Source organism: Ponticoccus sp. (in: a-proteobacteria), from assembly GCF_048381735.1.
In genome coordinates, this window is the sequence record NZ_JBLXGL010000001.1 from 1 (window position 1) to 22,717 (window position 22,717).

At 69.7% G+C, this 22,717-nt stretch carries 20 protein-coding genes and 1 pseudogene; 8 read left to right on the forward strand and 13 right to left on the reverse strand.

Going from position 1 to position 22,717, the window contains the following annotated elements; genetic code table 11:
* From ACN5KJ_RS00005 to ACN5KJ_RS00015, 3 genes and pseudogenes are all read left to right on the forward strand, one after another.
* Positions 1–279: pseudogene (locus ACN5KJ_RS00005) on the forward strand (ABC transporter ATP-binding protein); the annotation flags it as partial.
* Positions 276–776 carry a GAF domain-containing protein gene (locus tag ACN5KJ_RS00010; RefSeq protein ID WP_347167029.1) on the forward strand — a complete coding sequence of 167 codons (501 nt, stop codon included), beginning with the start codon at positions 276–278 and terminating at the stop codon, positions 774–776. The pseudogene ACN5KJ_RS00005 and the gene ACN5KJ_RS00010, both read left to right, overlap by 4 nt.
* A gap of 629 nt (positions 777–1,405) precedes the next feature.
* On the forward strand, positions 1,406–1,540 hold the full coding sequence (locus tag ACN5KJ_RS00015) for a hypothetical protein (RefSeq protein WP_347167030.1): 135 nt from the start codon (positions 1,406–1,408) through the stop codon (positions 1,538–1,540).
* A 317-nt stretch (positions 1,541–1,857) separates the two neighbouring features.
* Here ACN5KJ_RS00015 and lepA read toward each other — a convergent pair whose 3' ends face one another.
* The 3 genes from lepA to ACN5KJ_RS00030 all read right to left on the reverse strand — a co-directional run bounded on the left by lepA (position 1,858) and on the right by ACN5KJ_RS00030 (position 6,218).
* Positions 1,858–3,663 carry a translation elongation factor 4 gene (gene lepA / locus ACN5KJ_RS00020; protein ID WP_418591395.1) on the reverse strand — a complete coding sequence of 602 codons (1,806 nt, stop codon included), beginning with the start codon at positions 3,661–3,663 and terminating at the stop codon, positions 1,858–1,860.
* Between the two features lie 307 nt (positions 3,664–3,970).
* On the reverse strand, positions 3,971–4,711 hold the full coding sequence (locus ACN5KJ_RS00025) for a hypothetical protein (RefSeq protein WP_418591397.1): 741 nt from the start codon (positions 4,709–4,711) through the stop codon (positions 3,971–3,973).
* A 151-nt stretch (positions 4,712–4,862) separates the two neighbouring features.
* Complete coding sequence (locus ACN5KJ_RS00030) at positions 4,863–6,218, reverse strand: hypothetical protein (protein ID WP_418592207.1); 1,356 nt, start codon at positions 6,216–6,218, stop codon at positions 4,863–4,865.
* A gap of 147 nt (positions 6,219–6,365) precedes the next feature.
* On the opposite strand from ACN5KJ_RS00030, the gene ACN5KJ_RS00035 reads away from it, so the two are divergent.
* On the forward strand, positions 6,366–6,791 hold the full coding sequence (locus ACN5KJ_RS00035; protein ID WP_418592208.1) for an MmcB family DNA repair protein: 426 nt from the start codon (positions 6,366–6,368) through the stop codon (positions 6,789–6,791).
* A 346-nt stretch (positions 6,792–7,137) separates the two neighbouring features.
* On the opposite strand, the gene ACN5KJ_RS00040 is transcribed toward ACN5KJ_RS00035, so the two are convergent.
* Complete coding sequence (locus ACN5KJ_RS00040) at positions 7,138–7,338, reverse strand: DUF6324 family protein (RefSeq protein ID WP_347167032.1); 201 nt, start codon at positions 7,336–7,338, stop codon at positions 7,138–7,140.
* A gap of 93 nt (positions 7,339–7,431) precedes the next feature.
* Between ACN5KJ_RS00040 and ACN5KJ_RS00045 the strand changes: the two genes are divergently transcribed.
* Positions 7,432–7,914, forward strand: a complete 483-nt coding sequence (locus ACN5KJ_RS00045; protein ID WP_418591399.1) for a GNAT family N-acetyltransferase — start codon at positions 7,432–7,434, stop codon at positions 7,912–7,914.
* A gap of 237 nt (positions 7,915–8,151) precedes the next feature.
* Here ACN5KJ_RS00045 and kdsA read toward each other — a convergent pair whose 3' ends face one another.
* From kdsA to ACN5KJ_RS00070, 5 genes are all read right to left on the reverse strand, one after another.
* Positions 8,152–9,000: a 3-deoxy-8-phosphooctulonate synthase gene (gene kdsA, locus ACN5KJ_RS00050; RefSeq protein ID WP_418591400.1), complete on the reverse strand. Its 849-nt coding sequence runs from the start codon at positions 8,998–9,000 to the stop codon at positions 8,152–8,154.
* 263 nt (positions 9,001–9,263) lie between these two features.
* Positions 9,264–10,052 carry a manno-octulosonate cytidylyltransferase gene (locus ACN5KJ_RS00055; protein WP_347167035.1) on the reverse strand — a complete coding sequence of 263 codons (789 nt, stop codon included), beginning with the start codon at positions 10,050–10,052 and terminating at the stop codon, positions 9,264–9,266.
* Between the two features lie 148 nt (positions 10,053–10,200).
* A complete protein-coding gene (locus tag ACN5KJ_RS00060) occupies positions 10,201–11,166 on the reverse strand; it encodes a KpsF/GutQ family sugar-phosphate isomerase (protein ID WP_418591402.1) in 966 nt (321 codons plus the stop codon).
* A gap of 357 nt (positions 11,167–11,523) precedes the next feature.
* Positions 11,524–12,708, reverse strand: a complete 1,185-nt coding sequence (locus ACN5KJ_RS00065; RefSeq protein WP_418591404.1) for a LysR family transcriptional regulator — start codon at positions 12,706–12,708, stop codon at positions 11,524–11,526.
* Positions 12,709–13,113: 405 nt separating this feature from the next.
* Positions 13,114–14,151 carry a zinc-dependent alcohol dehydrogenase family protein gene (locus tag ACN5KJ_RS00070; RefSeq protein WP_418591406.1) on the reverse strand — a complete coding sequence of 346 codons (1,038 nt, stop codon included), beginning with the start codon at positions 14,149–14,151 and terminating at the stop codon, positions 13,114–13,116.
* 148 nt (positions 14,152–14,299) lie between these two features.
* On the opposite strand from ACN5KJ_RS00070, the gene ACN5KJ_RS00075 reads away from it, so the two are divergent.
* A complete protein-coding gene (locus ACN5KJ_RS00075; protein WP_418591408.1) occupies positions 14,300–14,974 on the forward strand; it encodes a class I SAM-dependent methyltransferase in 675 nt (224 codons plus the stop codon).
* A gap of 49 nt (positions 14,975–15,023) precedes the next feature.
* On the opposite strand, the gene ACN5KJ_RS00080 is transcribed toward ACN5KJ_RS00075, so the two are convergent.
* The gene (locus ACN5KJ_RS00080) at positions 15,024–15,935 is read right to left on the reverse strand and encodes a LysR substrate-binding domain-containing protein (RefSeq protein ID WP_418591410.1); all 912 of its coding nucleotides are present in this window, start codon (positions 15,933–15,935) and stop codon (positions 15,024–15,026) included.
* A gap of 148 nt (positions 15,936–16,083) precedes the next feature.
* On the opposite strand from ACN5KJ_RS00080, the gene ACN5KJ_RS00085 reads away from it, so the two are divergent.
* Both ACN5KJ_RS00085 and ACN5KJ_RS00090 read left to right on the forward strand, forming a co-directional pair.
* On the forward strand, positions 16,084–17,316 hold the full coding sequence (locus ACN5KJ_RS00085) for an aromatic ring-hydroxylating oxygenase subunit alpha (protein WP_418591412.1): 1,233 nt from the start codon (positions 16,084–16,086) through the stop codon (positions 17,314–17,316).
* Between the two features lie 4 nt (positions 17,317–17,320).
* A complete protein-coding gene (locus ACN5KJ_RS00090; protein WP_418591414.1) occupies positions 17,321–18,385 on the forward strand; it encodes a 2Fe-2S iron-sulfur cluster-binding protein in 1,065 nt (354 codons plus the stop codon).
* 533 nt (positions 18,386–18,918) lie between these two features.
* Here the strand turns inward: ACN5KJ_RS00090 and ACN5KJ_RS00095 are convergent.
* The 3 genes from ACN5KJ_RS00095 to ACN5KJ_RS00105 are packed head-to-tail and all read right to left on the reverse strand — an operon-like array spanning position 18,919 to position 22,560.
* Positions 18,919–20,730: an AMP-binding protein gene (locus ACN5KJ_RS00095; protein ID WP_418591416.1), complete on the reverse strand. Its 1,812-nt coding sequence runs from the start codon at positions 20,728–20,730 to the stop codon at positions 18,919–18,921.
* 58 nt (positions 20,731–20,788) lie between these two features.
* Complete coding sequence (locus ACN5KJ_RS00100) at positions 20,789–21,268, reverse strand: MarR family winged helix-turn-helix transcriptional regulator (protein WP_418591417.1); 480 nt, start codon at positions 21,266–21,268, stop codon at positions 20,789–20,791.
* On the reverse strand, positions 21,268–22,560 hold the full coding sequence (locus tag ACN5KJ_RS00105) for a TRAP transporter large permease (RefSeq protein WP_418591419.1): 1,293 nt from the start codon (positions 22,558–22,560) through the stop codon (positions 21,268–21,270). The genes ACN5KJ_RS00100 and ACN5KJ_RS00105 overlap by 1 nt, the downstream gene beginning before the upstream one ends.
* Between the last annotated feature and the right edge of the window lie 157 nt (positions 22,561–22,717).

A 22,717-nucleotide genomic window follows, 5' to 3' on the forward strand; every position in this document is an offset into this window, starting at 1 on the left:
GTCTCGGTGCAGGCCGAGATCCTGAACCTGCTGAAGCGGCTGCGCCGTGAACAGGGGCTGACCTACCTGATGGTCACCCACAACCTGCCGGTGGTCAGCTTCATGTGCGACCGCATGGCGGTGATGAACAAGGGCCGCATCGTCGAGATCGCCCCCAAGACCGCGCTTTACGACGGCAGCTTTGCCGATCCCTACACGCGCGACCTCTATGCCGCTTCGGGCGGCAACCCCGATGCCGATCCCGAGGGGACGGCATCCGAAAGCAAGGACCCCGCATGACCGATACCACAAAGGCGCTCGCCGACTTCACCACCGCCCTGGCCGCCGCGACGACCGAAGAGGCGGCTTTCGACGCGCTCTGCGCGCTGATCAAGGCGACCGTGGGCGCCAAGCTGTTCACCGTGATGACCTCGGACACCGACGCCATGGTGGCGCGGCGCGCCTATACCGACGATGCCGAGAACTACCCGACCTCGGGCGAGAAGCCGATCGAGCTGAACCGCTGGTTCGACCAGGTTCTGATCCGGCAGGAGGCCTTCGTTTCGAACACGCTGGCCGATATCGACACGGTCTTCCCCGATGCCGAGCTGATCGGCAAGCTGGGCTGCGGCTCGGTGGTGAACCTGCCGCTGATCATCGGTGGCAAGGTCATCGCGACGATGAACATCCTGCACGAAGAGGGCTACTACACGCCCGAACGCGTGACCCGGATCCACGACATGCTGCGCCTGCCGGCAACGGCGGCCTGCGCCGTGGCGATGGTGCTGCGGGCCTGATCAAGGCCGCCACCTGACAAGCGCATGGTCCCGGCCTCGAAAAACACGGCTGTCCGTGGACGAGGCCGGGATCGCTCTGCCATGCGCGCCAGATGAATTGCACCGGCGCCAGCCCCTTCCGCGTCTTCGGACGCCGCGCGGTGTTGTCGGCGTCAAGGAATGAAGTGCGGTGGCGCCAGAGCTGCGCGCGATCATCGGGGCGGCAGCGTGTCACCGTGGCGTCTTTGACGGTCAGGCGCATCCGTGCGACCGGTCCCTTGGTCCCGGGGGGGCTGGTCTGCCGGTGCGCGGTTTCCCTGGCCTTGCCGATCCTGTCGCGCCGCCCGAGCCGGGAGGAGGCGGCGGTGGTGCGGTTGCGTGGCTGGAAGGGCGTACCGGTGGGTGTCTGTCCCAAGCAGGGCCACCTCTGCGACCCGGCCCAGGGGGCCGAACCTCGCGATCAGCGCCTGCGTCGGGGCGGCGCGGGCCGTCGTGGCCAGCCAGGCTGTATCAGGGGCCGCGAAGAGCGTTTTACCCTGTTCTGTTCGGGTGCCACGCGGGGCGAGGATCGCTTGTCGGCGGCGGGGCCGCTTCGAGCGCGGCCTTGAATGCCCTGCGAGAGGCGTTACACTTGGGCCATGCAAACAAATTTGACTGGATCCCTCACCGCGCTCTGGGAGCGCATGAATCCCGTGGAACCTTCGATCAGCTATCTGGTCAAGACGATGATCGTCTGCCTGACGATCATGGCCCTTGGCGGGCTGATCGGGCACTTCTGGATCTGACCCGCACGGGGTCACGGAGAAACAGCCATCGGTGGGCGAGGGCGGCGGTCTTCTCTCCGCGTGACCGGGGCGGGTTTCGTCAGCGTCGCTCTGGCACGCTGCGGGTCTGACCCGCTGGTGCGGAGGATCGATCTGCGGCGCGGGGCGGCGCGGAAGACGCGCCCCTTCGCAATCGCGGCATGGGGCGCCTCTGCGCGGGCAAGCCGCCGGGCGAGCATCGAAGCACGAGCCGGCGGGCCGCTCTGTTGATCAGTGCCACCGCTGCGGCGGCGCGGGACGTGCTGCGCGAATCCGCAGCGCCCCGCGCGGGCCCGCCTTCAGCTGTCCATCTTCAGGGCCGAGATAAAGGCTTCCTGCGGGATCTCGACCTTGCCGAACTGGCGCATGCGCTTCTTGCCGGCCTTCTGCTTTTCCAGCAGCTTCTTCTTCCGCGTGGCGTCGCCGCCGTAGCACTTGGCGGTCACGTCCTTGCGCATCGCCGACAGCGTCTCGCGCGCGATCACCTTGCCGCCGATGGCCGCCTGGATCGGAATCTTGAACATGTGGCGCGGGATCAGATCCTTGAGCTTTTCGCACATGGCACGCCCGCGCATCTCGGCCCGGTCGCGGTGGACCATCATCGACAGCGCGTCCACCGGCTCGTCGTTGACGAGGATCTGCATCTTCACGAGGTTGTCCTCGCGGTAGCCTTCCAACTGGTAGTCGAAGGAGGCGTAACCCTTCGTTACGGATTTCAGCCTATCGTAGAAGTCGAAGACGACCTCGTTCAGGGGCAGGTCGTAGACGGCCATGGCGCGGCCGCCGACATAGGTCAGGTCCAGCTGGATGCCGCGACGGTCCTGGCACAGTTTCAGCACGTCGCCGAGGTATTCGTCGGGGACGAGGATCGTCGCCTTGATGCGCGGCTCCTCGACGTGGTCGACATAGGTCAGGTCGGGCATGTCGGCGGGGTTGTGCAGGTCGCGCCGTTCCCCGTCCTTCATGTGGAGGTGGTAGATCACCGACGGCGCGGTGGTGATCAGGTCGATATCGTACTCGCGTTCCAACCGGTCGCGGATCACCTCGAGGTGCAAAAGGCCCAGGAAGCCGCAGCGGAAGCCGAAGCCGAGCGCGGCAGAGGTTTCCATCTCGTAGGTGAACGAGGCGTCGTTCAGCGCCAGCTTCTCGATGGCGTCGCGCATGTCCTCGAAGTCGTTGGCGTCCACCGGGAAGAGGCCGCAGAAGACCACGGGGATCGAGGGTTTGAAGCCGGGCAGCGGTTCGGTCGCGCCCTTTTTCTCATGCGTGATGGTGTCGCCGACGCGGGTGTCGCGAACCTGCTTGATCGAGCCGGTGAAAAAGCCGATCTCGCCCGGGCCGAGTTCCGGCACATCCTGCATGGCGGGGCGGAAGACGCCCAGCTTGTCGACGCCGTACTTGCCGCCGGTGCGCATCATCTTGATGTTGTCGCCCTTGCGGATCGTGCCCTCCATGACGCGGATCAGCACGACGACGCCGAGATAGGGGTCGTACCACGAATCCACCAGCATGGCCTTCAGCGGCGCATCCGGGTCGCCGCCATGGGGCGGGGGCAGGCGGGTGACGATGGCCTCCAGCACGTCGGGGATGCCGACGCCGGTCTTGGCCGAGATCAGGCAGGCGTTGGAGGCGTCGATGCCGATGACGTCCTCGATCTGCTCGGCGACCTTTTCCGGTTCGGCCGCGGGCAGGTCGACCTTGTTGAGCACGGGTACGATCTCGTGGTCGGCCTCGATGGCGGTGTAGACGTTCGCCAGAGTCTGCGCCTCGACACCCTGAGAGGCATCGACGACCAGCAGCGAGCCTTCGACCGCGCGCATGGAGCGGGAGACCTCGTAGGCGAAGTCGACGTGCCCGGGGGTGTCGATCAGGTTCAGGATGTAGGTGTTGCCGTCCTTCGCCGGATAGTCGATGCGGACGGTGTTCGCCTTGATGGTGATGCCGCGTTCGCGCTCGATGTCCATGGCGTCGAGAAGCTGGGCCTTCATGTCGCGTTCGGCGACGGTTCCAGTCAGCTGGATCAGCCGGTCGGCCAGGGTGGATTTCCCGTGGTCGATATGGGCGACGATGGAGAAGTTGCGGATGCGGGACAAGGGTGTGCTCATGTCTCGCGATATGCGGTGGAACAGGGGTTTGGTCAAGTGGGCTTGCGTGTCGGATGCCGAACCGCTGCGGGTTTCGGCGCAGTCTATGCCGGTTCCTGCCTTTTGCGGTCATCGGAGGCCGGTTTCCCCTGGGGGCCGGGCCGTGACAGACCCGCGCCGTCGCGCCGTTGTCGGTGACCCGGTCCCGGCGCGGCAGGTCGCCAAGGACCGCGCGGCAGGGCGAACCGTCGGGATGGGCCAGCGGTTCGCCAGGGGCAACGGGGGCCCCCTTGCACAGACCCGCTGCCGCTGGCTTTGGCCGGGCGGATTACTCCGCGCCCGGGAGGAAGCCGTAGCGGGTCAGCTCCTCGGGCACGAGAATATAGATTTCGTCCGCCGGGGTGGACATGGCATGCCGCATCACCAGCGGGTCGATCCCCATGTCGTCGAGATAGGTCATGACCTCTGCCTGCCCGCGCTGGATGTCTTCGGTCGCGATGAAGGCGGGCAAGAGCGTATTCTCTCCGAAGCTGTGCTGGTGGACGCCGATGGAGGCACTGTCCGAGGCGCTGCGGGTCGTGCCACCGGCAAAGAGATAGGGGCAGGCGGAATAGCAGATCTCGCCCGACAGGATCTCGGTGGCGATGGCGCGGTCGCGCAGGTGGCGGCCCAGCGTCAGCGCGTCCTGCACCGCACCGCCCGGGGATTGCAGGACAAGGGTTTCGATCACCGGGTCGGCTTCGTCGATCAGCGCGATCACGCGTTCGGCGTCGCCGGGCGCGATGGTGCCTTCCAGCCGGTCCTGGCCGTTCTCGCGGGTCAGGGTCAGCCGGTCCGGCAGGTCGCCGGCCTCGCGCAGGGGGCGGGTGGCCGGGCGGTCTCGGTCGGGCGCATAGGTGCGGCGCTGGTCGCCGGGGCGCACGGGTTCGGACAGGCGCGGCGTCTGCGGGCCCATGAAGGGCATGGAAAGCGGCGCCTGCCGGACGTCGCCCAGGATCAGCAGCGCGCCGATGCCGACCTGGAACAGCAGCACGGCAGAGAGGGTGCGCGCGATGTTGCGGGCGTTCATGGCCGCCGCTCCCGGGGGGCGATTGGTTGGAAAGCCAGCCTCGGGCCCCTGGTGACGGGTCGGTGCCGCCGTGCGGGCTGCGGGGGCGGGGCAGGCTGCGCAGCGGGGCCACCGCAGGCCCGGTGTGTCGCTGTGCCGGGGCGGGGGTGGCTCATTCCGCGGCCTCGCGCGGTGCCTGCGGATCGCGGGCGGGCGTCGGCTTGGCCCCTGCCGTGGGGTCCGGCGCGACAGGGGGCGGGGCGGTGGGCGCTTCCGTCTGCCGGGCAACGGCGTCGCGGCTGGCCGAGACCGCCTCGACCTCTTGCAGCGCGGTCAGGGCGGCGCGCAGTTCGGCCAGCGTCAGCGTGTCCTCGACGCCCGCGCCGTCGCGGCCCTGCCGGATCGCGCCCTGCGTCACCGCGAGGATCAGCACCAAGACGGCAGGCAGAAGGTCGATGGCGATGGCACCGGCCCAGCTTGGCACGAAGTTGCGGGCGTAAAGGATCACCGCGTCCGCCGCGGAGATCGGCGTATAGGTCACGTCGGTGGGCTGGCCCAGATCCTGCACCGCCTGCGCCGCGCGTTCCAGCGTCGCGGCGCGCTGGCCCAGCACTTCGAGCACCGAGGTGATGGTGGCGGACTGGTCGGCGCGCCCCGCCGCCGTCGAGCTGTCGAGCTCCGGCAGCACCACCGAGGCGGCGAGGTCCTGCGCGGCGCGTTCCACCAGCGGCGCGACCGAAAGCTGGCGCAGCTGCGTGATCAGGCCCTGCAGGCGCACGGCGGCCTCGGAAAACTCGACCGAGCGGGCCTCGACATTGCCGGGCTCGACCGTCAGCGCGCGCATCCGCGACAGGATCGAGTTGCCCTCGGTGAAGGCGCTTTCCACCAGCGGGGTCTGGGCGGCGATCTGGGTTTCCAGCGCCTGAAGCTCTGCCGATTTCTGCCGCAGCACGCGGAAGACGGCGCCCCGGCCCGCGAGCCCGGAGAGCGAGCCCTCGGCCTCTTGCTGCGACAGGTCCTCGAAGCTTTGCCGCGTGCGGGCGACGTCGCGCTCCAGCCCCTGTCCGGTCAGGGCGATCTCATGCGCGCGTTCCAGCGCGACCTGGTAATCCTGCACGGTCTTGGCAAGGTGCTGTTCGACGGCCGCCGAGCCCGCCAGCGCGGCGGCGTTCAGCCAGGACGACATGGCGACGATGGCGAGGCTGCCGAGGCCCATGGCGGCCAGCAGGCCGGTGCGTGCGCGGGTGGTGCGGACGGCGGGAAAGAGCCGCATCAGGTAGGACCAGAAGACAAAGATCCCGACCGAGACGGCGGTGGAATAGGCCACGGCGGCAAAGACCGAGAGCGCGCCGTTGTCGTCCAGAAGCGAGGAGACGCCGAGGTAGGTGTAGATGCCCGAGGCGACGGACAAGACGCCGAGCGCCGTGCCCGAGAAGGTTTCCAGCCAGGAGATATGGCCTTCGAGTTCGCGGGCGTTGCGGACGCCGCGCGCGGCCTCGCGGTCCAGGGGGTCTTGGTCTCGGGTCATGCGGTCCTCGGTCCGGGGAACGTTCAGCATGTAGGTATTTTGCCGGTCATGGAAAGCGTTTGCTGCCGGGGGCTTGTATTTGTTCACCTATTGTTCATATTTTTGGACATGGATACAGGGATCTTGGATAGCGGAACGGGGGGCCTGATGCCCGGGCAGGTGCTGGCGCGGGGGGTCTGTCGCCACCTGCTGACGCATGGCTTTGCGGTGATCGAAGAGTTCGTGCCGGAGCGCGGGCTGCGCGTCGACGTGATGGCGCTGGGGCCGAAGGGTGAGCTTTGGGTGGTCGAGTGCAAGTCGAGCCGGGCGGATTTCCTGTGCGACGAGAAATGGCAGGGCTATCTGCCCTATTGCGACCGCTATTTCTGGGCGGTCGATCAGGATTTTCCGACCGACCTTCTGCCCGGGGAGACGGGGCTGATCATCGCGGATGGCTATGACGCCGAGATCCTGCGCATGGGGCCGGAAGAGAAGCTGGCGGCGGCGCGCCGGGCCAAGCTGACGCGAAAGTTCGCGGTCCACGCGGCGCGGCGCCTGCAGGCCCTGCGGGACCCGGACGCGCTGCTGCGATGACGGTTTGTCCGGGCGGGCGAATTCCGGGACGGAATTCGGGCCGGTTTCTTTGAAAGAAACCGGTGGTTGGCGGCGGGGGTGTTTGTGGATCGCGTCGGAACGAGCGGTGTGCTGCGCACGTTCGGCGTTTGCCTCACCCCTCGCGCTCCCCGAGGTATTTATGAGACCGAAGAAGAGCGGGGGGCGTGGAGAGCACGGGGCCGATGGGGGCGCTGCGCCGGGCCGGCTTTCGCCGCATACCCTGCGCTTTGCGAGGTGTTTGCCGGACCAGAGAAGGCCTGTTCGGCGCGTGCGGGTTGCCGGGGCTTGAGCGCGCGGCGGGGCGCGTCCGACCCGGCGGGCCGGCCTAGCGCTTCTTGTTCTTCGCGCCCTTGCGGGCGGTCGCGGCGGCAGCGCGGAGTTCCTCGGCGATCTCCTCGGCCTCTTCGGGGTCGAAATCCATCGGGATCTCGAGGCCCTCGGCGATGACGAAGAGGCGCACCATGCCCTGATCGGTCGGCCCGATCTGAAGCCCGGCCTCGATGTCCTTTTCGTCGTTGATGCCCATGGTCGATCCTGCCTTTTTCAGCCGCCGCGCGGTGACGGGGGAGATAGCCGCGCGGGGCTTGATTTGCAAGGCGCAGAGGCGCTTCATGGCCGCATGAGGATTGACCTGACCGACCTGCGCCCCGGCGATGTGGACTGGCTGGTAGAGCGGCACGGCACGCTCTACGCCCGCGACGAGGGCTTCGACGCGCGGTTCCCGGCGCTGGTGCGGCAGGTCCTGGAGGCTTTCGTTGCAGGGCACGACCCGGCGCGGGAGCGCGCCTTCATCGCGCGGTCGGGTGAGAGGCGGCTGGGAAGCATCTTCTGCGTGCAGGGGCCGGAGCCGGGGGTGGCCAAGCTGCGGCTTTTCCTGCTGGAGCCCGAGATGCGGGGGCAGGGGCTTGGCCGCAGGCTGCTGGCGGCGAACATGGCCTTCGCGCGGGATGCCGGGTATCGGCGCATGGTGCTCTGGACGCATGAAAGCCACCGGGCGGCAGTGGCGCTCTATCGGCGCACTGGCTGGCGCATGCTGCATGCGGAGCCGCGGGTGAGTTTCGGCGTGCCGGTTGTGGAACAGCACTGGGAGATCGACCTCTGAGGGCGGCTTTGGTGGGCCGTCCGACCCGACAGAGGCCGCGCGGCGCAGTGGGGCAGGGCGATCCCGGGGCGGGTGCAGGGCTGCGGGCGCAGGCCGACCGTCGCCGGCATGCACCGCGCCCGGGTCAGCCCGGGTGCGGCGGCGCGGCTGGGCCCGTCGCTGCCATTGTGCGATGATGAAGCGGCGCCGCGCCGGACGGGTACTCCGGCGGTGCGGCGCCTATGCGCGGCCCGGCTCTCAGCCGAGCGGGATCTCGGGCTGCGCCTTGGTCAGCGCGTCCAGCGCGCGCAGCTGGCCTATCAGGGCCTCCATCCGGTCGACCGGGATCATGTTCGGGCCGTCCGAGGGCGCGTTGTCCGGGTCCTGATGGGTCTCGATGAACAGCGCCGAGACGCCCACGGCCACCGCCGCCCGCGCCAGCACCGGCGCGAATTCGCGCTGGCCGCCGCTGGTCGTGCCCTGTCCGCCGGGCTGCTGCACCGAATGCGTGGCGTCGAAGACCACCGGGTAGCCGGTGCGCGCCATGGTCGGCAGGCCGCGGAAGTCGCTGACCAGCGTGTTGTAGCCGAACGACGTCCCCCGGTCGCAGAGCAGGATGCGCTCGTTGCCGGTCGAGGCGATCTTTTCGGCGACATTGCCCATGTCCCACGGCGCGAGGAACTGGCCCTTCTTGACGTTGATCGCGGCGCCGGTTTCGCCTGCTGCCAGCAGCAGGTCGGTCTGGCGGCAGAGGAAGGCGGGGATCTGCAGCACGTCGCAGACCTGAGCCGCCGGGGCGCATTGGCGGGCGTCGTGGACGTCGGTCAGGACCGGTACGCCGAATTCGGTCTTGATCTGGTCGAGGATCGTCAGCCCCTCGTCCATGCCAAGGCCGCGCTTGGTCGAGATCGACGAGCGGTTGGCCTTGTCGTAGCTGGCCTTGAAGACGAATTTCGTGCCGCTGGGCGCGCAGGCTTCGGCGATCTTCTCGGCCATCATGCGCGCGTGATCGAGGCTTTCCAGCTGGCAGGGCCCGGTGAACAGCGCAAAGGGCGCGGTGCCGCCGATGGCGATGTCGCGGACGGTGACGGTTTTCGTTTCGATCATCGGGTCGTGCTCCTTTGGGGGCCTTTCGGCGCCGGGGTTCGGGGTCTGTCGCGGACACTGCGCCGGGCCCTGGTCCGGGGGGGCTGGCGCCGGGGGCTGGTCCGGGGCGCCGGGGAAAATCACTTTGTGCCGATCCGGCCACGGAGGCCGGGGGGGGTGGGTTGCCGTCCGGGGCTTTGGCCTTCGGCGCCGGTCCGGCTTGGCGGGGTGCCCGAGCCAAGGGGGCAGCGCCGCCCCGGACCCGCACAGCCGCCGGGGCGCGATCAGCCCTGCGCCAGCGCGGTTTCGATGCGGGGGATGTCCTCGGGGTTGTTGAGTTCCCAGAACAGGCGGCCACGGGCCTCGACCTCGACGCAGGCGACCGGCGTGCCGTTCACCAGGAAGCGCAGCTGTTCCAGCCCTTCCAGCGTCTCCAGCGTGGTGACCGGGGTGGCGATGTAGGAGGCCAGCGCCTCGGGGCGGTAGGCGTAGACGCCGACGTGGTGGAAGACCGGGATCGGGTCGGGACGCTTGTCGGGATCGATGAAGGGCAGCACCTCTTTCGAGAAGTAGAGCGCCTTCAAGTCCTGGTCGAAGACGGCGGTGGTGCCGCCGACCCGACCGTGCCGGCGGTCCTCGGTGAAGTTCTCGTAGGTCTGGGCGTCGCAGCGCAGCACCGGGGTGGCGACATCGACAGTGGGGTCGTTGGCCATGCGCTCGATCAGCGCCTCGACGAACCACGGCGGCGTCAGGGGCGCGTCGCCCTGCAGGTTCACCACGAGGTCCGGCGTCTCGCCCAGCACCCGCAGCGCGTCGGCGCAGCGGGCGGTGCCGTTCTCGCAGGCGTCCGAGGTCATGACGACCTCTGCCCCGAAAGCGCGCGAGGCCTCGGCGATCCGGTCGTCGTCGGTGGCGACATAGATGGCATCGACGCCGGCGATCTGCCGGGCCGCTTCCCAGGTCATCTGGATCAGCGACTTGGTCGAGCCGTCCTTCTGGCGCAGCGTGGCCAGCGGCTTGCCCGGATAGCGGGTCGAGGCATAGCGGGCGGGGATGAAGAGGATCGTGCGCATCACAGGGCTCCGTCGTGCCGGGGGACAGGTCTGGCCGCGCCTTGGGGCGCGCCGGTGGTGGTCAGGGTGAGGGGCCGCCTCTGCGGCTGTCCTTGCGCCCGCGTGGCCGGGGTGCGGCGCGGGGCGCGGTCGGGAAGGCCCGGGGGCATCACATCACCCCCGCGCGCAGGAAGTCGTGCAGATGCAGCACGCCCACGGGGCGCTTGTTTTCGTCCACCACCAGCAGCACCTGCACCTGACGCTCGTTGGCCAGCGCCAGCGCCTTCGGGGCATATTGGTCGGGCGCGATGGTGACGGGCGTGCGGTTGGCCACGTCGATCGGGCGCCGCTCCATCAGGCCGGGCAGGTTGCGCCGCAGGTCGCCGTCCGAAATCACGCCCTGCAACACGCCGTCCTCGGTCAGTGCGGCGATGCCGAAGCCCTTCGAGGTCATGGCGAGGATGACGTCGTCCATGGTGCAGTCGCCTTCGAGCACCGGGATGGCCTCGCCGGTGTGCATCATCTCGGCCACGGTCTTCATCTGCGCGCCCAGCTTGCCGCCGGGGTGGTAGGTGCCGAAGTCCTCGGAGCGGAAGCCGCGTGCCTCCATCAGGGCCACCGCCAGCGCGTCGCCAAGCGCCAGCGTCAGCGTGGTCGAGGTGGTGGGCGCCATGCCCAGCGGGCAGGCCTCTGGCATCTTCGGCAGGGTCAGGCGGAAGTCGGCGGCCTTCATCAGGCTGCTGTCGGGGTTCGACGAGATCCCGATCATCGGGATCGCGAAACGCCGCGTGTGGTAGATGATATCGCGCAGTTCCGCCGTCTCGCCCGAGTTCGAGATCAGCAGGCAGATGTCCGCGCCGGTGATCATGCCCATGTCGCCATGGCTCGCCTCGGCGCCATGCACGAAATACGAGGGCGTTCCGGTCGAGGCGAGGGTGGCGGCGATCTTGCGCCCGATGTGGCCGGACTTGCCGATGCCCGAGACGATGACGCGGCCCTTGGACAGAAGGATGCGTTCGACGGCGCCGGTCAGGTCGGGCGGCAGGTGCTCGGCCATGTAGGCGAGGGCCTCGGCCTCTGTCGTCAGGGTGCGCCGGGCCGAGGCGGCGGTGTCTTGGGGCAGGGGGGCGGTCATCTGTGTCTTCACCGGGTCGCTGATGGGTGCCTCATAGAGGGTTCGGGTCCGGTTTCAAACCCCGGGCGGACAAGGGACCCATCGGCCCTGTCCGGCGACCATCGGCAGTGCGGTGCCGGAAGGCAAGCGGCAAACCGGCGGGTCGCGGCTTTGTGCCGACGCCCGGCGCGCGGGTGCGGGCCTTGACGGGCTTGACGGGGCCGGGCGGGCATACCCTGCCGGTCAGGGTCAGGGTCAGGGTCAGGGTCAGGGTCAGGGTCGGCGGTACGGGGCGGGGCATGCCGGCATTCCGGGCGGGGTGCCGCCCCGATCCCGGTGGCCTTTGCGCCTTCTGTCCGGGGGCGGCTTGCGCCGGGCCTATGGCCGGTCGATCCCGGCGGCGGCGTGGCGGATCTCTCCCAGCAGGTCCGCCTGCGCGCGGGTCGGCACCCAGCCGTCCCGCACGGTCAGGCCGATGCGCCGCCCGGGCCAGCGGGTGCGGGTGTCCAGCCGTTGCAGAAGGCGGTTGCGGACCTCTGCCTCGGCCTGTCGCGCAGAGATGCAGCCCAGCCCGTCGCCGCGCCTGAGAAATTCGCGCATCAACAGGATAGAGCCGCTTTCGACGATGCTTTCCGGCAGGGCCAGCCCCTCGGCGGCGAAAAGCGCCGCGACCTGCGCGTGCGCGGGGGTGCCAGAGCGGGGCAGGCACCAGGGATAGGCGGACAGCACCTTCAGCGGAATGTCGCGCCGGTCCGACAGGGGATGGCCGGGGCGGGCGATCACCGCGAGGTGATCGGTGAACAGCGGCTCCTGCACCACGTCGGCGATGGGCAGCGGATCCCGCAGGGCGCCGAGGATGATGTCGATGCTGCCGCGCCGCAGGCTGGCCAGCATCTCGTCGTAGGGGCCGTCAAGCACGGTGACGCGCGCCATGGGGCGGGCCTCGCGGAACCGCGCCAGCGCCTCGGGCAGGACGACGGAGCGCGAAAGCGGCAGCGCGCCGATGGTGATCCGGCCCTGTTCGCGGCCATCCAGTTCGGCAAGGTCGGCTTCCGCCTGCTGGAACTCGGAAAAGGCAAGCCGCGCCGCCTGCGCGAGGTCCCGGCAGGGGCGCGTCGGCAAAAGCCCGAAAGAGCTGCGCTCGAACAGCGGGCGCCCGGCGGCATGTTCCAGCTGGGTGATGGCGCGGTGCACCGTGGGCTGCGCGAGCTCCAGCGCGCGCGCGGCCAGCGTGGTGTTCTGCGCCTCGGTCACGGCGATCAGCGCCTGCAACTGGGCCATGGTGGCCGAGGCCTTGAGGCGGGGCGCGATCTCGTCGAGGCCTGCGTCAAGGCGGCGCATCGCGCGGTCCAGCCGGTCCCGCAGGACCACACCGCGCGGCGTCGGGAAGAAGCCCTGCCGTGTGCGTTCGAACAGCGCGCCGCCGCTCCCGCGTTCAAGCTTGGCAAGGGCCTGGGTGACGGCGGGCTGGGACACGTGGCACTGCTGCGCCGCCGCCGTCGGAGAGCGCAGGTCGGCGGTCGCAAGAAAGACGCGCAGGTGGCGCAGGTTGCGAAAGGGCATGGGGCGCGTGCTCCGGGGCGGTTTGCGGGCGGGGTGCCATGGGGCCGTCTATAGCAGGAACCGCATCGGTTGCACGGGTCGGGCGGGGCTTGGTGTTGTGCTCTTGCAGGGCCGCCGGGGGCCTTCGGGGCTTGCAGGGGGCCGCCCGCGCGGAAGGGTTGCGGGTGTGGCGGCACCGGCGTCGCGGCCCCGTTCCGGCAAGGCCCCCCGCTCGGGCGGCCCGGTTGGGCGCCGGAGGTCAGGGCCGGGGCGGGCGCGAGACAGGGCCCTGCCGCCCCGCCGTCTTTTGAAGAGGCTCCCGGGGCACGGGGCGCTTGGGCGTTGCGCCCGACAGGTCCGGTCCGCAAGGCAGGGGGACGCGGCCCCGCACCTTGCGGGCCGGAGCGGGGCGAGCGCCTCGGGCCCCTAGAACTGCGTGATCACCGTTGCGCCGACGCCCTGAAAGCGGTCCATGGCCATCAGGGCCTCTGGCGCCGCGTCCAGCGCGATCCTGCGGCCCACCAGCCGGTCCGGCGAGACCCGGCCGCTGCGCACCAGGTCCAGCATCGCGCCGTAGCGGTGCGCCTGCATGCCATGGCTGCCGTAAAGTTCCAGCTCCCAGCCGATCACCCGGTCCATCGGCACCGCCGGACGCGCCTGATCCGCCAGCAGCAGACCCACCTGCACGTGCCGCCCGCGGCGTTTCAGGCTGAGGACAGAGTTCTCCAGCGTCGCTGGATGCCCCAGAGCATCCAGCGAGACATGGGCGCCGCCGCCGCTGGCCTGCATCACCGCCTCGGGCACCGCCCCGGCAGAGCCGTCGATGCAGGCCACGGCGCCGAGGTCGCGGGCCAGCGCCAACTTTTCCGCGTCGATATCCACCGCGATCACCTGCGCCCCCAGCGCGGCGGCGATCATCACCGCAGACAGGCCGACGCCGCCGCAGCCATGCACCGCGACCCATTCGCCGGGGCGCACGCGGGCCTGATCGACCACCGCCCGGAAGGCGGTGGCAAAGCGGCAGCCGAGGCTGGCGGCGGTGGCGAATTCCATCGCCTCGGGCAGCGCCACGAGGTTCAGGTCCGCCTGATGCAGGCCCACGTATTGCGCGAAAGAGCCCCAATGCGTGAAGCCGGGCTGGAATTGCGCCTCGCAGACCTGCTGATGCCCGGCGTGACATTCGGGGCAGGCGCCGCAGCCGCCCACGAAGGGCACGGTGACACGGTCGCCCGCGCGCCAGTTGCGCACGTCCCTGCCAACCGCCACGACCGTTCCGGCCAGTTCGTGGCCGGGCACGTGGGGCAGGGTGATGTCGGGGTCGTGGCCCATCCAGCCGTGCCAGTCGCTGCGGCAGACCCCGGTGGCGCCGACCTGCACCACCACGCCATGCGGCTCTGGCGTGGGATCGTCGACAGAGGCAAGGGACGGCGGGCGTTGGAAAGATTCGTAGAGGACGGCTTTCATCAGGGCTCTCCGGTGATCGTCTTTCCTTGTGTAGCAGACCGCGCCGGGGATGCACGCGGCAGGGTGAGGGGCTGGAGCCGGGGGCGGGGCATTGCGGGGAGGGTCATGAGGAGGTATGAGATATCATAACAAAAAGGAGCCAGCCCGCATGACCCATCCTTCCGCTCCTCCCCGCCCGTTTCACGGCGCCCATGCGCAGTCCTATGATCAGGCCAACGCGTTCTGGGCGCCGCTGCGCGGGGCGCTGGACTTCACGCTGGCGCAGACCCTTGCCGGGGCACCCGAAGAGGCCCGGGTTCTGGTTGTCGGCGCGGGCACCGGGGCAGAGATCGCCTTTCTGGCAGAGCGCCGCCCCGGCTGGCACTTCACCGCCGTGGACACCTCGGCAGAGATGCTGGCGCTCTGCGCGGAGAAGGCCCGCGCGGGCGGCTACGGCGATCGGGTGACGATCCACGCCGGCCCGGTCGAGACGCTGGAGGCCGGGGGGTTCGACCTCGCCACGGCCATCCTCGTCTCGCAGTTCCTGACCGACAGGGCGGCGCGCCGGGCCTTCTTTGCCGCCATCGCCGCGCGGCTGGTGCCGGGCGGGCGGCTGTTTTCGGTCGACCTCTCGGCGTCCGGGGCAGAACGGGCGGCGGCGGTCGATGAATGGCTCGGGATCACCGGCACGGCCACGCCCGAGCGGCAGGCGCAATTCGACGCCCTGGTGTCGGTCCTGCCGCCCGAAGAGCTTGAGGCGCTGCTGACCGAGGCAGGATTCGCGGCGGTGCGGCCGGTCTTTCAGGTGCTTCTGATGCGCGGCTGGTCGGCGCGGAAGGCGTGACCCCGATCCGCGTGCCGGTGTTGTCTGCTTAGTCCGCCCCGTCCACCCGTCACGGCTGCCCCGGCGGGATCCGCGCGGCGCCGTCCTGCGTGCGCACCAGCCAGTCCCGGAAGGCGCGGGCGGGGGCCGAGGCGCGGGGGTGCGTGCGCAGGTAGAAGACCTGTGGCGAAGCCATGCGTTCGGCCACCAGCGGCACCAGTTCGCCACGCTCCAGCAGCGGGCCGATCAACCCGGTCCAGCCCAGCACCGCGCCCGCGCCGTCGCGCGCCAGTTGCAGCGCGATCATGTGGTTGTTGACCGTCAGCCCGCGGGACCGGGGCGGCTCTTCTCCGAAATGCGCCAGCCAGTCGGCCCAGCCGGTCCAGCCGGTGTCCTCGGCGGTGACATGGATCAGCGGCACGTCGGGCAGGTCGGCCACGGTGGCGATGCCATGGGCGGCGGCAAAGGCGGGTGTGCCCACCGCGAGGATCTCGTCGTGGAACAGCACCTCGCAGGCCTCGTCCACCTCGGCGGCGGCGCCGTAGTGGATCGACAGGTCCGCGCCGCTGCCGGTTCCGGCGACGTCGGTCACGCGCTGCGACACCACGATCTCCGGGTGCTCTCGCCAGAAGGTTGCAATCTGCGGCGTCAGCCAGAAGGCGCTGACGGCGGTGGTGGCCTGCACCGTGACGTCCTCTGCCTCTTGCGGGCCGCGGGTCTCGCGCACCGCGTCGGACATGGTTTCGAACCCGCGCTGCAGGGCGAGGAAAAGATAGGCGCCCGGCTCTGTCAGGTCGACGCCGCGATGCTGGCGGCGGAACAGCGCCAGCCCCAGTTCCGCCTCCAGCCCCTTGATCTGGTGGCTGACGGCGGCGGGGGTCACGTTCAGCTCGGACGCGGCTTCCTTGAAGCTCAGTTTTCGGGCAGCCGCCTCGAAGCAGACCAGGGCGGTCATCGGGGGAAGGTCGTAGGGCCGGGGCATCGGTCGCTTTTGCAGGGTGCGGTGTCGGAAAGGGGACAGGTGAATTCACCTAATCCATGGTGAATATAATTGCCATTGAGAGGCGCGTAAACCATGCGCCATGCACAAGGCAGACTAAACCCATCCGACCCTTCGGGAGGCCCCTCTGATGCACGATCTTCTGCCCGACATGCTGGCCCGCCGCACCCCCGGTCACTCGCTGGAGCGGCCCTTCTATACCGATCCCGCGATCTATGCCGCTGACCTCGAGAACATCCACTACCGCGAGTGGCTCTTTGCGCTTCCGGCCTGTCAGCTGACCAAGACCGGCGCCTATGCGCGGCTTCAGGTCGGCGCCTACAACGTGGTGCTGGTGCGCGGCTCGGACGGCGTGATTCGCGCCTTCCACAACTCGTGCCGCCACCGCGGCTCGGTGATCTGCCAGAAGGATCAGGGCACGGTGGCCAAGCTGACCTGCCCCTATCACCAGTGGACCTACGACCTGGATGGCCGCCTGATCTGGGCGCGCGACATGGGGCCGGATTTCGATCCCTCGCAGCACAACCTGAAGCCGGTGCACCTGCGCGAACTGGCCGGGCTGATCTACATCTGCCTCGCCGAGGATGCGCCGGATTTCGACGCCTTCGCCGACCTCGCGCGGCCCTATCTCGCGGTGCACGACCTGCACCGCGCCAAGGTCGCCTTTTCCTCGTCGATCGTCGAGAAGGGCAACTGGAAGCTGGTCTGGGAGAACAACCGCGAGTGTTATCACTGCGCGGGCACCCATCCGGCGCTGAGCCGCTCTTTCCCGCTGGACCCGGCGGTCGCGGGGGTTTCTGCCGACGGCAGCACGCCGCCCCGGTTGCAGGCGCATTTCGACAAATGCGAGGCCGCCGGTGCGCCGTCGAAATTCGCCATGGCGGGTTTTGCCGGGCAGTACCGGCTGGCGCGCATGCCGCTCGAGGAAAAGGCGCTGTCCTACACGATGGACCTGCAACCGGCCTCGAAGCGCCCGCTGGGCCGCGTCACCGTGCCGGACGCGGGCACGCTGCTGAAGTTCCACTACCCGACCACCTGGAACCATTTCCTGCCCGACATCTCGCTGTGCTTCCGCGTCACCCCCATCGGCCCGCAGGAAACCGAGGTCACGACCTGGTGGCTGGTCGACAAGGACGCGGTCGAGGGCGTGGACTACGACATGAAGCGCCTGACAGAGGTCTGGCTGGCCACCAACGACGAGGACCGCCGCATCGTCGAGGACAACCAGCTGGGCATCAACTCGCCCGCCTATACGCCGGGGCCCTACAGCCCGATCATGGAGGACGGGGTCGATCAGTTCGTCGACTGGTACGTACAGACGATGCTGCGCGCCCTGGGTCCCCGCTCGGTCGCGGCGGAATAAGCCGATGACCGCGATGACCCCGACGCTGGCCTTCTGGAGTGACGACGAGCCGCTGGAATGCGTGTCCTTCCTGCCCGAGGCGCCCAACACCGTGACCTTCACCTTCCAGGCGCCCTCGGGCGCGCTGTTCCGCTACAAGCCGGGGCAGTTCGTGACGCTGGAACTGCCGGTTCCGGGCGGGCCGCTGCACCGCACCTACACGATCTCCTCCTCGCCCTCGCGGCCGACCTCGCTGACCGTGACGGTCAAGGCGCAGGACGGATCGCTGGGCACGCGCTGGATGCTGGACCACCTGCGCCCCGGCGTGCGGCTGAAGGCCATGGGGCCGACCGGGCATTTCTCGTTCATGAACCACCCGGCGTCGAAGTACCTCTTCATCTCGGCGGGCTCGGGCATCACGCCCATGGTCTCGATGACGACCTGCATGTATGACGCGGGCCGCGCGCCGGACATCGTCTTCATCAACTGCGCGCGCCTGCCCTCCGAGATCATCTTCCGCCAGCGGATGGAGATGATGGCCGCGCGCCTGCCGGGGATCGAACTGGCCTGGGTGGTGGACCGGCCCGACCCCTACAGCCCCTGGACCGGCTACCGCGGGCCCTTCAACCAGCTTCTGCTGGGGCTGGCGGCGCCGGACTACCTTGAACGCGAGGTCTTCTGCTGCGGCCCGGAACCCTTCATGACCGCCGTGCGCGAGGCGCTTCAGGGTCTCGGCTTCGACATGGACCGCTACCATCAGGAAAGCTTCTCGGCCCCCCTGGGCGAGACCGGCGAATACGACGAGGGCGTGACGCTCGACGAGGACGCCCGGGCCGAGGTGACCTTCGCGCTCTCCGACAAGACCGTGACCTGCACCGAGGCCGACACGCTTCTGTCGGTGGCGCGGGGGGCCGGCCTGGCGATCCCCTCGGGCTGCACCTTCGGCGTCTGCGGCACCTGCAAGGTGAAGAAGACCGAAGGCCAGGTCCATATGGTCCACAATGGCGGCATCACCGAGGAAGAGATCGAGGAGGGCTATATCCTCGCCTGCTGTTCGAACCCGCTGGGCAAGGTCTCGATCGAGGCCTGAGGGGGCAAGCGGCGCTCACCGGCTGATCTTCGCTCCGGGGGCGGGCCAATGCCCGCCCTCCTTCGCAATGGGGGGAAACCCCCTCCACCACGCCTGCACCCTCTCCGCCCCGCCCCCCGTCGTGAGGCGCAGGGCGTGCCTCCCCCGGGGCGCCAGACCGCAGGCCGGTCATCCGCACGACCGCCGGGCTCACGGCAGGACACCCGCTCCCTACGTCCTTGGTCTCGAAAACACCGCGGGGGGGCACAGCGGGGGCAGGGCCCCTCCGCCCGTGCCCGAAACAGGCCGAAGCCCGCCCTCCGGGTCTCGCCGCCGCGGCCCGGTTTCAAAAGCGCGCGCCCCGTGCTTCGTCCCGCCTCTCCGCCTCTCCGCCTCTCCGCCTCTCCGCCTCTCCGCCGCGCGGTCGCAGCCCCGGGGGGCGCTCCGCCGGCGGGCCGCCGCATCTTTTCGCGCGCCCCTGTTTCTTCTGTCCGAAAATATCCCGGGGGAGCGCAGCGGGGGCAGAGCCCCCTCAGCCCTTGCCTCGACCGCCCTCAGCCCGCCGTGACGCGCCAGGCCACCGGCATCCCCGCCAGCGCCTCGCGGATGGCGGGCACATCCGCCTCGGCGACGCGTATCGCTGTCCCCTCCGCGCCGACCGTGACGCGGGCGGCGATACCGGCCTTCTCGGCGGCGGCCTCGAAGGCGCGGCGGGTGGCTTCGGCGCGCAGGCTCGGCTTGAAGATCTTGCCCACGGGGGTCAGCGGCATGGTCTCGATCACCGCGACCCAGCGGGGCAGGGCGACCGGGTCTTCAAGCCGCTCCCCGAGGAACCCCACCAGAGCCTCTCCGGTCACCTCCGCCCCCGCGCGCAGGGTCACGAAGGCCGCCGGCAGTTCGCCTGCGTAGGCGTCGGGCATGCCCAGGGCGGCGGCGGCGGACACCTCCGGGTGCGCCAGAAGGGCCTCCTCGATCATCTGCGGGTCGATGTTGTGGGCGCCGCGGATGATCATGTCCTTCTTGCGCCCGGTGATGAACAGCCGCCCCGCGGCGTCCAGCATCCCCAGATCGCCCGAGACCAGCCAGCCGCCCGGCAGAAAGCTGCCCGCACCCAGTGCCGGGTCCGAGTAGCCGTCCGCCACATTGGGGCCGCGCAGGGCGATGATGCCGGTCTCGCCCGCAGGCAGGGGGCGGGCGGGGTCGGCCTCGCCGTCGGTTTCGCCGAGGATCGCGAGTTCGGTGAAGGGCAGGCGCAGCCCGCAGGACAGCGGCACGCGCGGCCCGTGCACCGGCTCGACCGCGATGGCGCCCGCGCATTCGGTCATCCCGAGGATATTGCGCACCGCCACGCCGGTCTGGGCCTCGATGGTCTCGGCCAGTTCCGTGGGCAGCGGCGAGCCGCCGGTCAGGAACCAGCGCAGCGTTGAGATATCGGCATCCACCGCGCGGCCCTTCAGCCCCGCCAGCACCGTCGGCACGGCGCCGACGATGGTGATGCCCAGCCGCTCGACCTGGTGCCAGAGCGTGCCCATGAAGGCCGGGTTGCGCATCCCCAGCCGCCCGGGGATCACCAGCGTGCCCCCGGCGCAGAGCGTCGACAGCCCGTAGACGAAGGCCCCCGCGACGTGGAACAGCGGAAAGCCGTTCACCACCACGTCCGAGGGTTTCAGGTCATGCATCAGGGCGCAGGAGCGGGCGACATGGGCCTGATTGCCGCGCAGGTGGCGCACCAGCTTCGGCGCCCCGGTGGTGCCGCCGGTGTGGTAATAGGCGGCCAGCGCCGTCTCGTCCCCCTCGGGCCGGATCGGATCGCCGGGTGCGGCGATGAGCCTTTCGAAAATACCGTCGGCGCCGGGACTGTCGGCCTCGGCGTCGCAGGCGAAGATCGGCAGCGCGATGCCCTCGGCGCGCAGCGCGGGCACCAGGGTGGACCAGTAGTCCATCTCGGCGTTTACCCCCATGGCCACCACCACCGCAGCATCCGAGGCGCGGATCAGCGCGGCGATGTGATCGGGCTTCAGCAGCGGGTTGATCGGGCAGGCATGGCCCGCGACCTCTGCGCCCCACAGGGCGACCTGTCCCGAGACCGTGTGCTGGGTCAGGATCGCCACGCCTCTGCCGGGCCGGACGCCATGGGCGCGAAACAGCCGCGCCGCGCCCTCTACGCGCGCGGCAAGCCCGGCATAGGTCACGACCGCATCGCGCGCGGGATCGCCGGCGTCGTGCAGGTAGCGGATCGCGGTTGCATCGGGGCGGCTTCGGGCCTGTTCCGCAAGGATCTCCCAGGCCGAGCGCTGGGGGAAGCTGGCCGCAAGGCCCCGGGCCTCGAGCGTTTCAAGGTCTTGCAGCGTTGCGATCCGTGCCATGGTCCCCCCTCTCGTGCACTGGGTCCTTGCGGCCCCGCCCGGCGCCCTTCCGCGCGGTTCAGACCCGCCCCGCCTGCACGTCGCGCAGGTTGTCGTCGAGGCGCAGCAGCAGGCGGTGCAGGGTGTCCAGATCCTCTGCGGAGAGCCCGGCGGTCAGGCGCGCCTCGTGTTCTTCGACGGCGCGTTCCAGCGCCACCAGCCGCCCGGTGCCTTCGGGCGTCAGGAAGACCCGGCGCACGCGCCTGTCCTGCGGTGCCGCGCGCCGTTCCAGCCAGCCCTCGCGCTCCAACTCCTGAAGGATCGGCACCAGCGAGGAGCGGTCGAGGAAGATCGCCTCGGCCAGCCGGGCCTGCGGAACGCCGGGGTTGGCCTCTATCAGTTTCAGCATGCCGTAGTAGCGCGGCGCCGGGCCATGACCGGAGACCCGGGCCTCGAAGGTCTTGTAGGCGGCGATCTGCACCAGCCGGATGCGGTAGGACACCAGACGCGCCAGCGCCTCGGGTTCGTGCAGCTCGGCGATGTCGCGCATGATCGCCATCAGTTCATGCTGTTCGGCAGCGCCATGACCAGCGCCGGAAAGGCGATCAGCAGGATCAGCCGCAGCACGTCGACGGTGACGAAGGGCAGCACGCCCCGGAAGATCGTCGTCAGGCTGACGCGGCTGGCGATGGAGTTGATGACATAGACGTTCATGCCCACCGGCGGGGTGATCAGCCCCAGTTCCACCGTCATGACGATGATGATGCCGAACCAGATCGGGTCGAAGCCCAGCTGCTCGATCACCGGGAAGACGATGGGCACCATCAGGATGATCATCGCCATGGCGTCGAGAAAGCAGCCCATCACGAGGAACAGCAGCAGGATCAGCAGCAGCGTGCCGTAGCGGCCCGCGCCGAGGGTGGTCAGGAAGCCGGTGATCTCCTGCGGGACCTGCGTGATGGCGAGGAAATAGCCGAACAGCGTCGCCCCGATCAGCACCACGTAGATGGACACCGAGGTGCGCAGCGCCTCGACGAGGCTGTCGAGCAGGCTGCCCAGCGTCAGGCGGCGGCGGAGCAGGCCGATGAGCGCGGTCAGAAGCGCGCCCACGGCGGCGGCCTCTGTCGCGGTCACGACGCCGAAGTAGATCGACAGGATCACCGCGATGAAGAGCAGACCGACGGCCCAGATGCCTTTCAGCGCGGCGAGGGCCTGGCCCAGGCGGAAGGGCTCGGCGGCGGGCAGCTGGCGGCCGTACCAGAAGCGCACGGTCAGCATGTACATGACGACCGCCAGCAGGCCCGGCACGACGCCCGCGATGAAAAGCTGGCCGATGTCGGTTTCGGTGATGAAGCCGTAGATCGCCAGCACCACCGAGGGCGGGATCAGGATGCCCAGCGTGCCGCCCGCCGCGATGATGCCGGTCGAGGCGGCGTCGGAATAGCCCGCCTGCTTCATCTCGGGATAGGCGATCTTGGTCATGGTGGCGGCGGTCGCCACCGAGGACCCGCAGATCGCCGCGAAGCCGCCGCAGGCGCCGACAGAGGCCAGGCCCAGCCCGCCCCGGAAGCCGCCCAGCCAGGCCCGCCCGGCGCGGAACAGTTCCGAGGACATGCCCGAGTTGGTGGCCAGCACACCCATCAGGATGAAGAAGGGGATCAGGGTCAGGTTGAAGTCGGTGATGGTCGAGATCGGCGATTGCGCCAGCAGGTTCAGCGCCGGAGCCATGCCGATCACGGCCCCGAAGCCGCCGATGCCGACAAGGCCCATGGCGATGCCGATGGGCACCCGCAGGGCCATCAGGGCGAAGAGGGCGACGAAGCCCGAAACGGCGAGGAGTTCGTTGCTCATGGGGTCGGGGTCCGGTGGGTCTGCGGGCTGGTGCCGTTCAGGGCTGTCGGGTGGGGTCTGTCGGCCTCGGGGAGAGGGGGCTCTGCCCCCCGGCCTTCGGCCTCCCCCCGAGGTATTTCGAGACCAGAGAAGCGGGGGGCCGTGTCCGGGGCGCCCG

Bases quoted from the DNA above. Each gene is read 5' to 3' on its own strand.
- ACN5KJ_RS00070 (WP_418591406.1), bottom strand. From the start codon at position 14,151: ATGAAAGCCGTCCTCTACGAATCTTTCCAACGCCCGCCGTCCCTTGCC.
- ACN5KJ_RS00065 (WP_418591404.1), bottom strand. From the start codon at position 12,708: ATGCCCTTTCGCAACCTGCGCCACCTGCGCGTCTTTCTTGCGACCGCC.
- kdsA (WP_418591400.1), bottom strand. From the start codon at position 9,000: ATGATCGAAACGAAAACCGTCACCGTCCGCGACATCGCCATCGGCGGC.
- ACN5KJ_RS00025 (WP_418591397.1), bottom strand. From the start codon at position 4,711: ATGAACGCCCGCAACATCGCGCGCACCCTCTCTGCCGTGCTGCTGTTC.
- ACN5KJ_RS00010 (WP_347167029.1), top strand. From the start codon at position 276: ATGACCGATACCACAAAGGCGCTCGCCGACTTCACCACCGCCCTGGCC.
- ACN5KJ_RS00045 (WP_418591399.1), top strand. From the start codon at position 7,432: ATGAGGATTGACCTGACCGACCTGCGCCCCGGCGATGTGGACTGGCTG.
- ACN5KJ_RS00080 (WP_418591410.1), bottom strand. From the start codon at position 15,935: ATGCCCCGGCCCTACGACCTTCCCCCGATGACCGCCCTGGTCTGCTTC.
- ACN5KJ_RS00035 (WP_418592208.1), top strand. From the start codon at position 6,366: ATGCCCGGGCAGGTGCTGGCGCGGGGGGTCTGTCGCCACCTGCTGACG.
- ACN5KJ_RS00055 (WP_347167035.1), bottom strand. From the start codon at position 10,052: ATGCGCACGATCCTCTTCATCCCCGCCCGCTATGCCTCGACCCGCTAT.
- ACN5KJ_RS00095 (WP_418591416.1), bottom strand. From the start codon at position 20,730: ATGGCACGGATCGCAACGCTGCAAGACCTTGAAACGCTCGAGGCCCGG.
- ACN5KJ_RS00040 (WP_347167032.1), bottom strand. From the start codon at position 7,338: ATGGGCATCAACGACGAAAAGGACATCGAGGCCGGGCTTCAGATCGGG.
- ACN5KJ_RS00075 (WP_418591408.1), top strand. From the start codon at position 14,300: ATGACCCATCCTTCCGCTCCTCCCCGCCCGTTTCACGGCGCCCATGCG.
- ACN5KJ_RS00100 (WP_418591417.1), bottom strand. From the start codon at position 21,268: ATGGCGATCATGCGCGACATCGCCGAGCTGCACGAACCCGAGGCGCTG.
- ACN5KJ_RS00090 (WP_418591414.1), top strand. From the start codon at position 17,321: ATGACCGCGATGACCCCGACGCTGGCCTTCTGGAGTGACGACGAGCCG.
- ACN5KJ_RS00105 (WP_418591419.1), bottom strand. From the start codon at position 22,560: ATGAGCAACGAACTCCTCGCCGTTTCGGGCTTCGTCGCCCTCTTCGCC.
- ACN5KJ_RS00085 (WP_418591412.1), top strand. From the start codon at position 16,084: ATGCACGATCTTCTGCCCGACATGCTGGCCCGCCGCACCCCCGGTCAC.
- lepA (WP_418591395.1), bottom strand. From the start codon at position 3,663: ATGAGCACACCCTTGTCCCGCATCCGCAACTTCTCCATCGTCGCCCAT.
- ACN5KJ_RS00060 (WP_418591402.1), bottom strand. From the start codon at position 11,166: ATGACCGCCCCCCTGCCCCAAGACACCGCCGCCTCGGCCCGGCGCACC.
- ACN5KJ_RS00030 (WP_418592207.1), bottom strand. From the start codon at position 6,218: ATGACCCGAGACCAAGACCCCCTGGACCGCGAGGCCGCGCGCGGCGTC.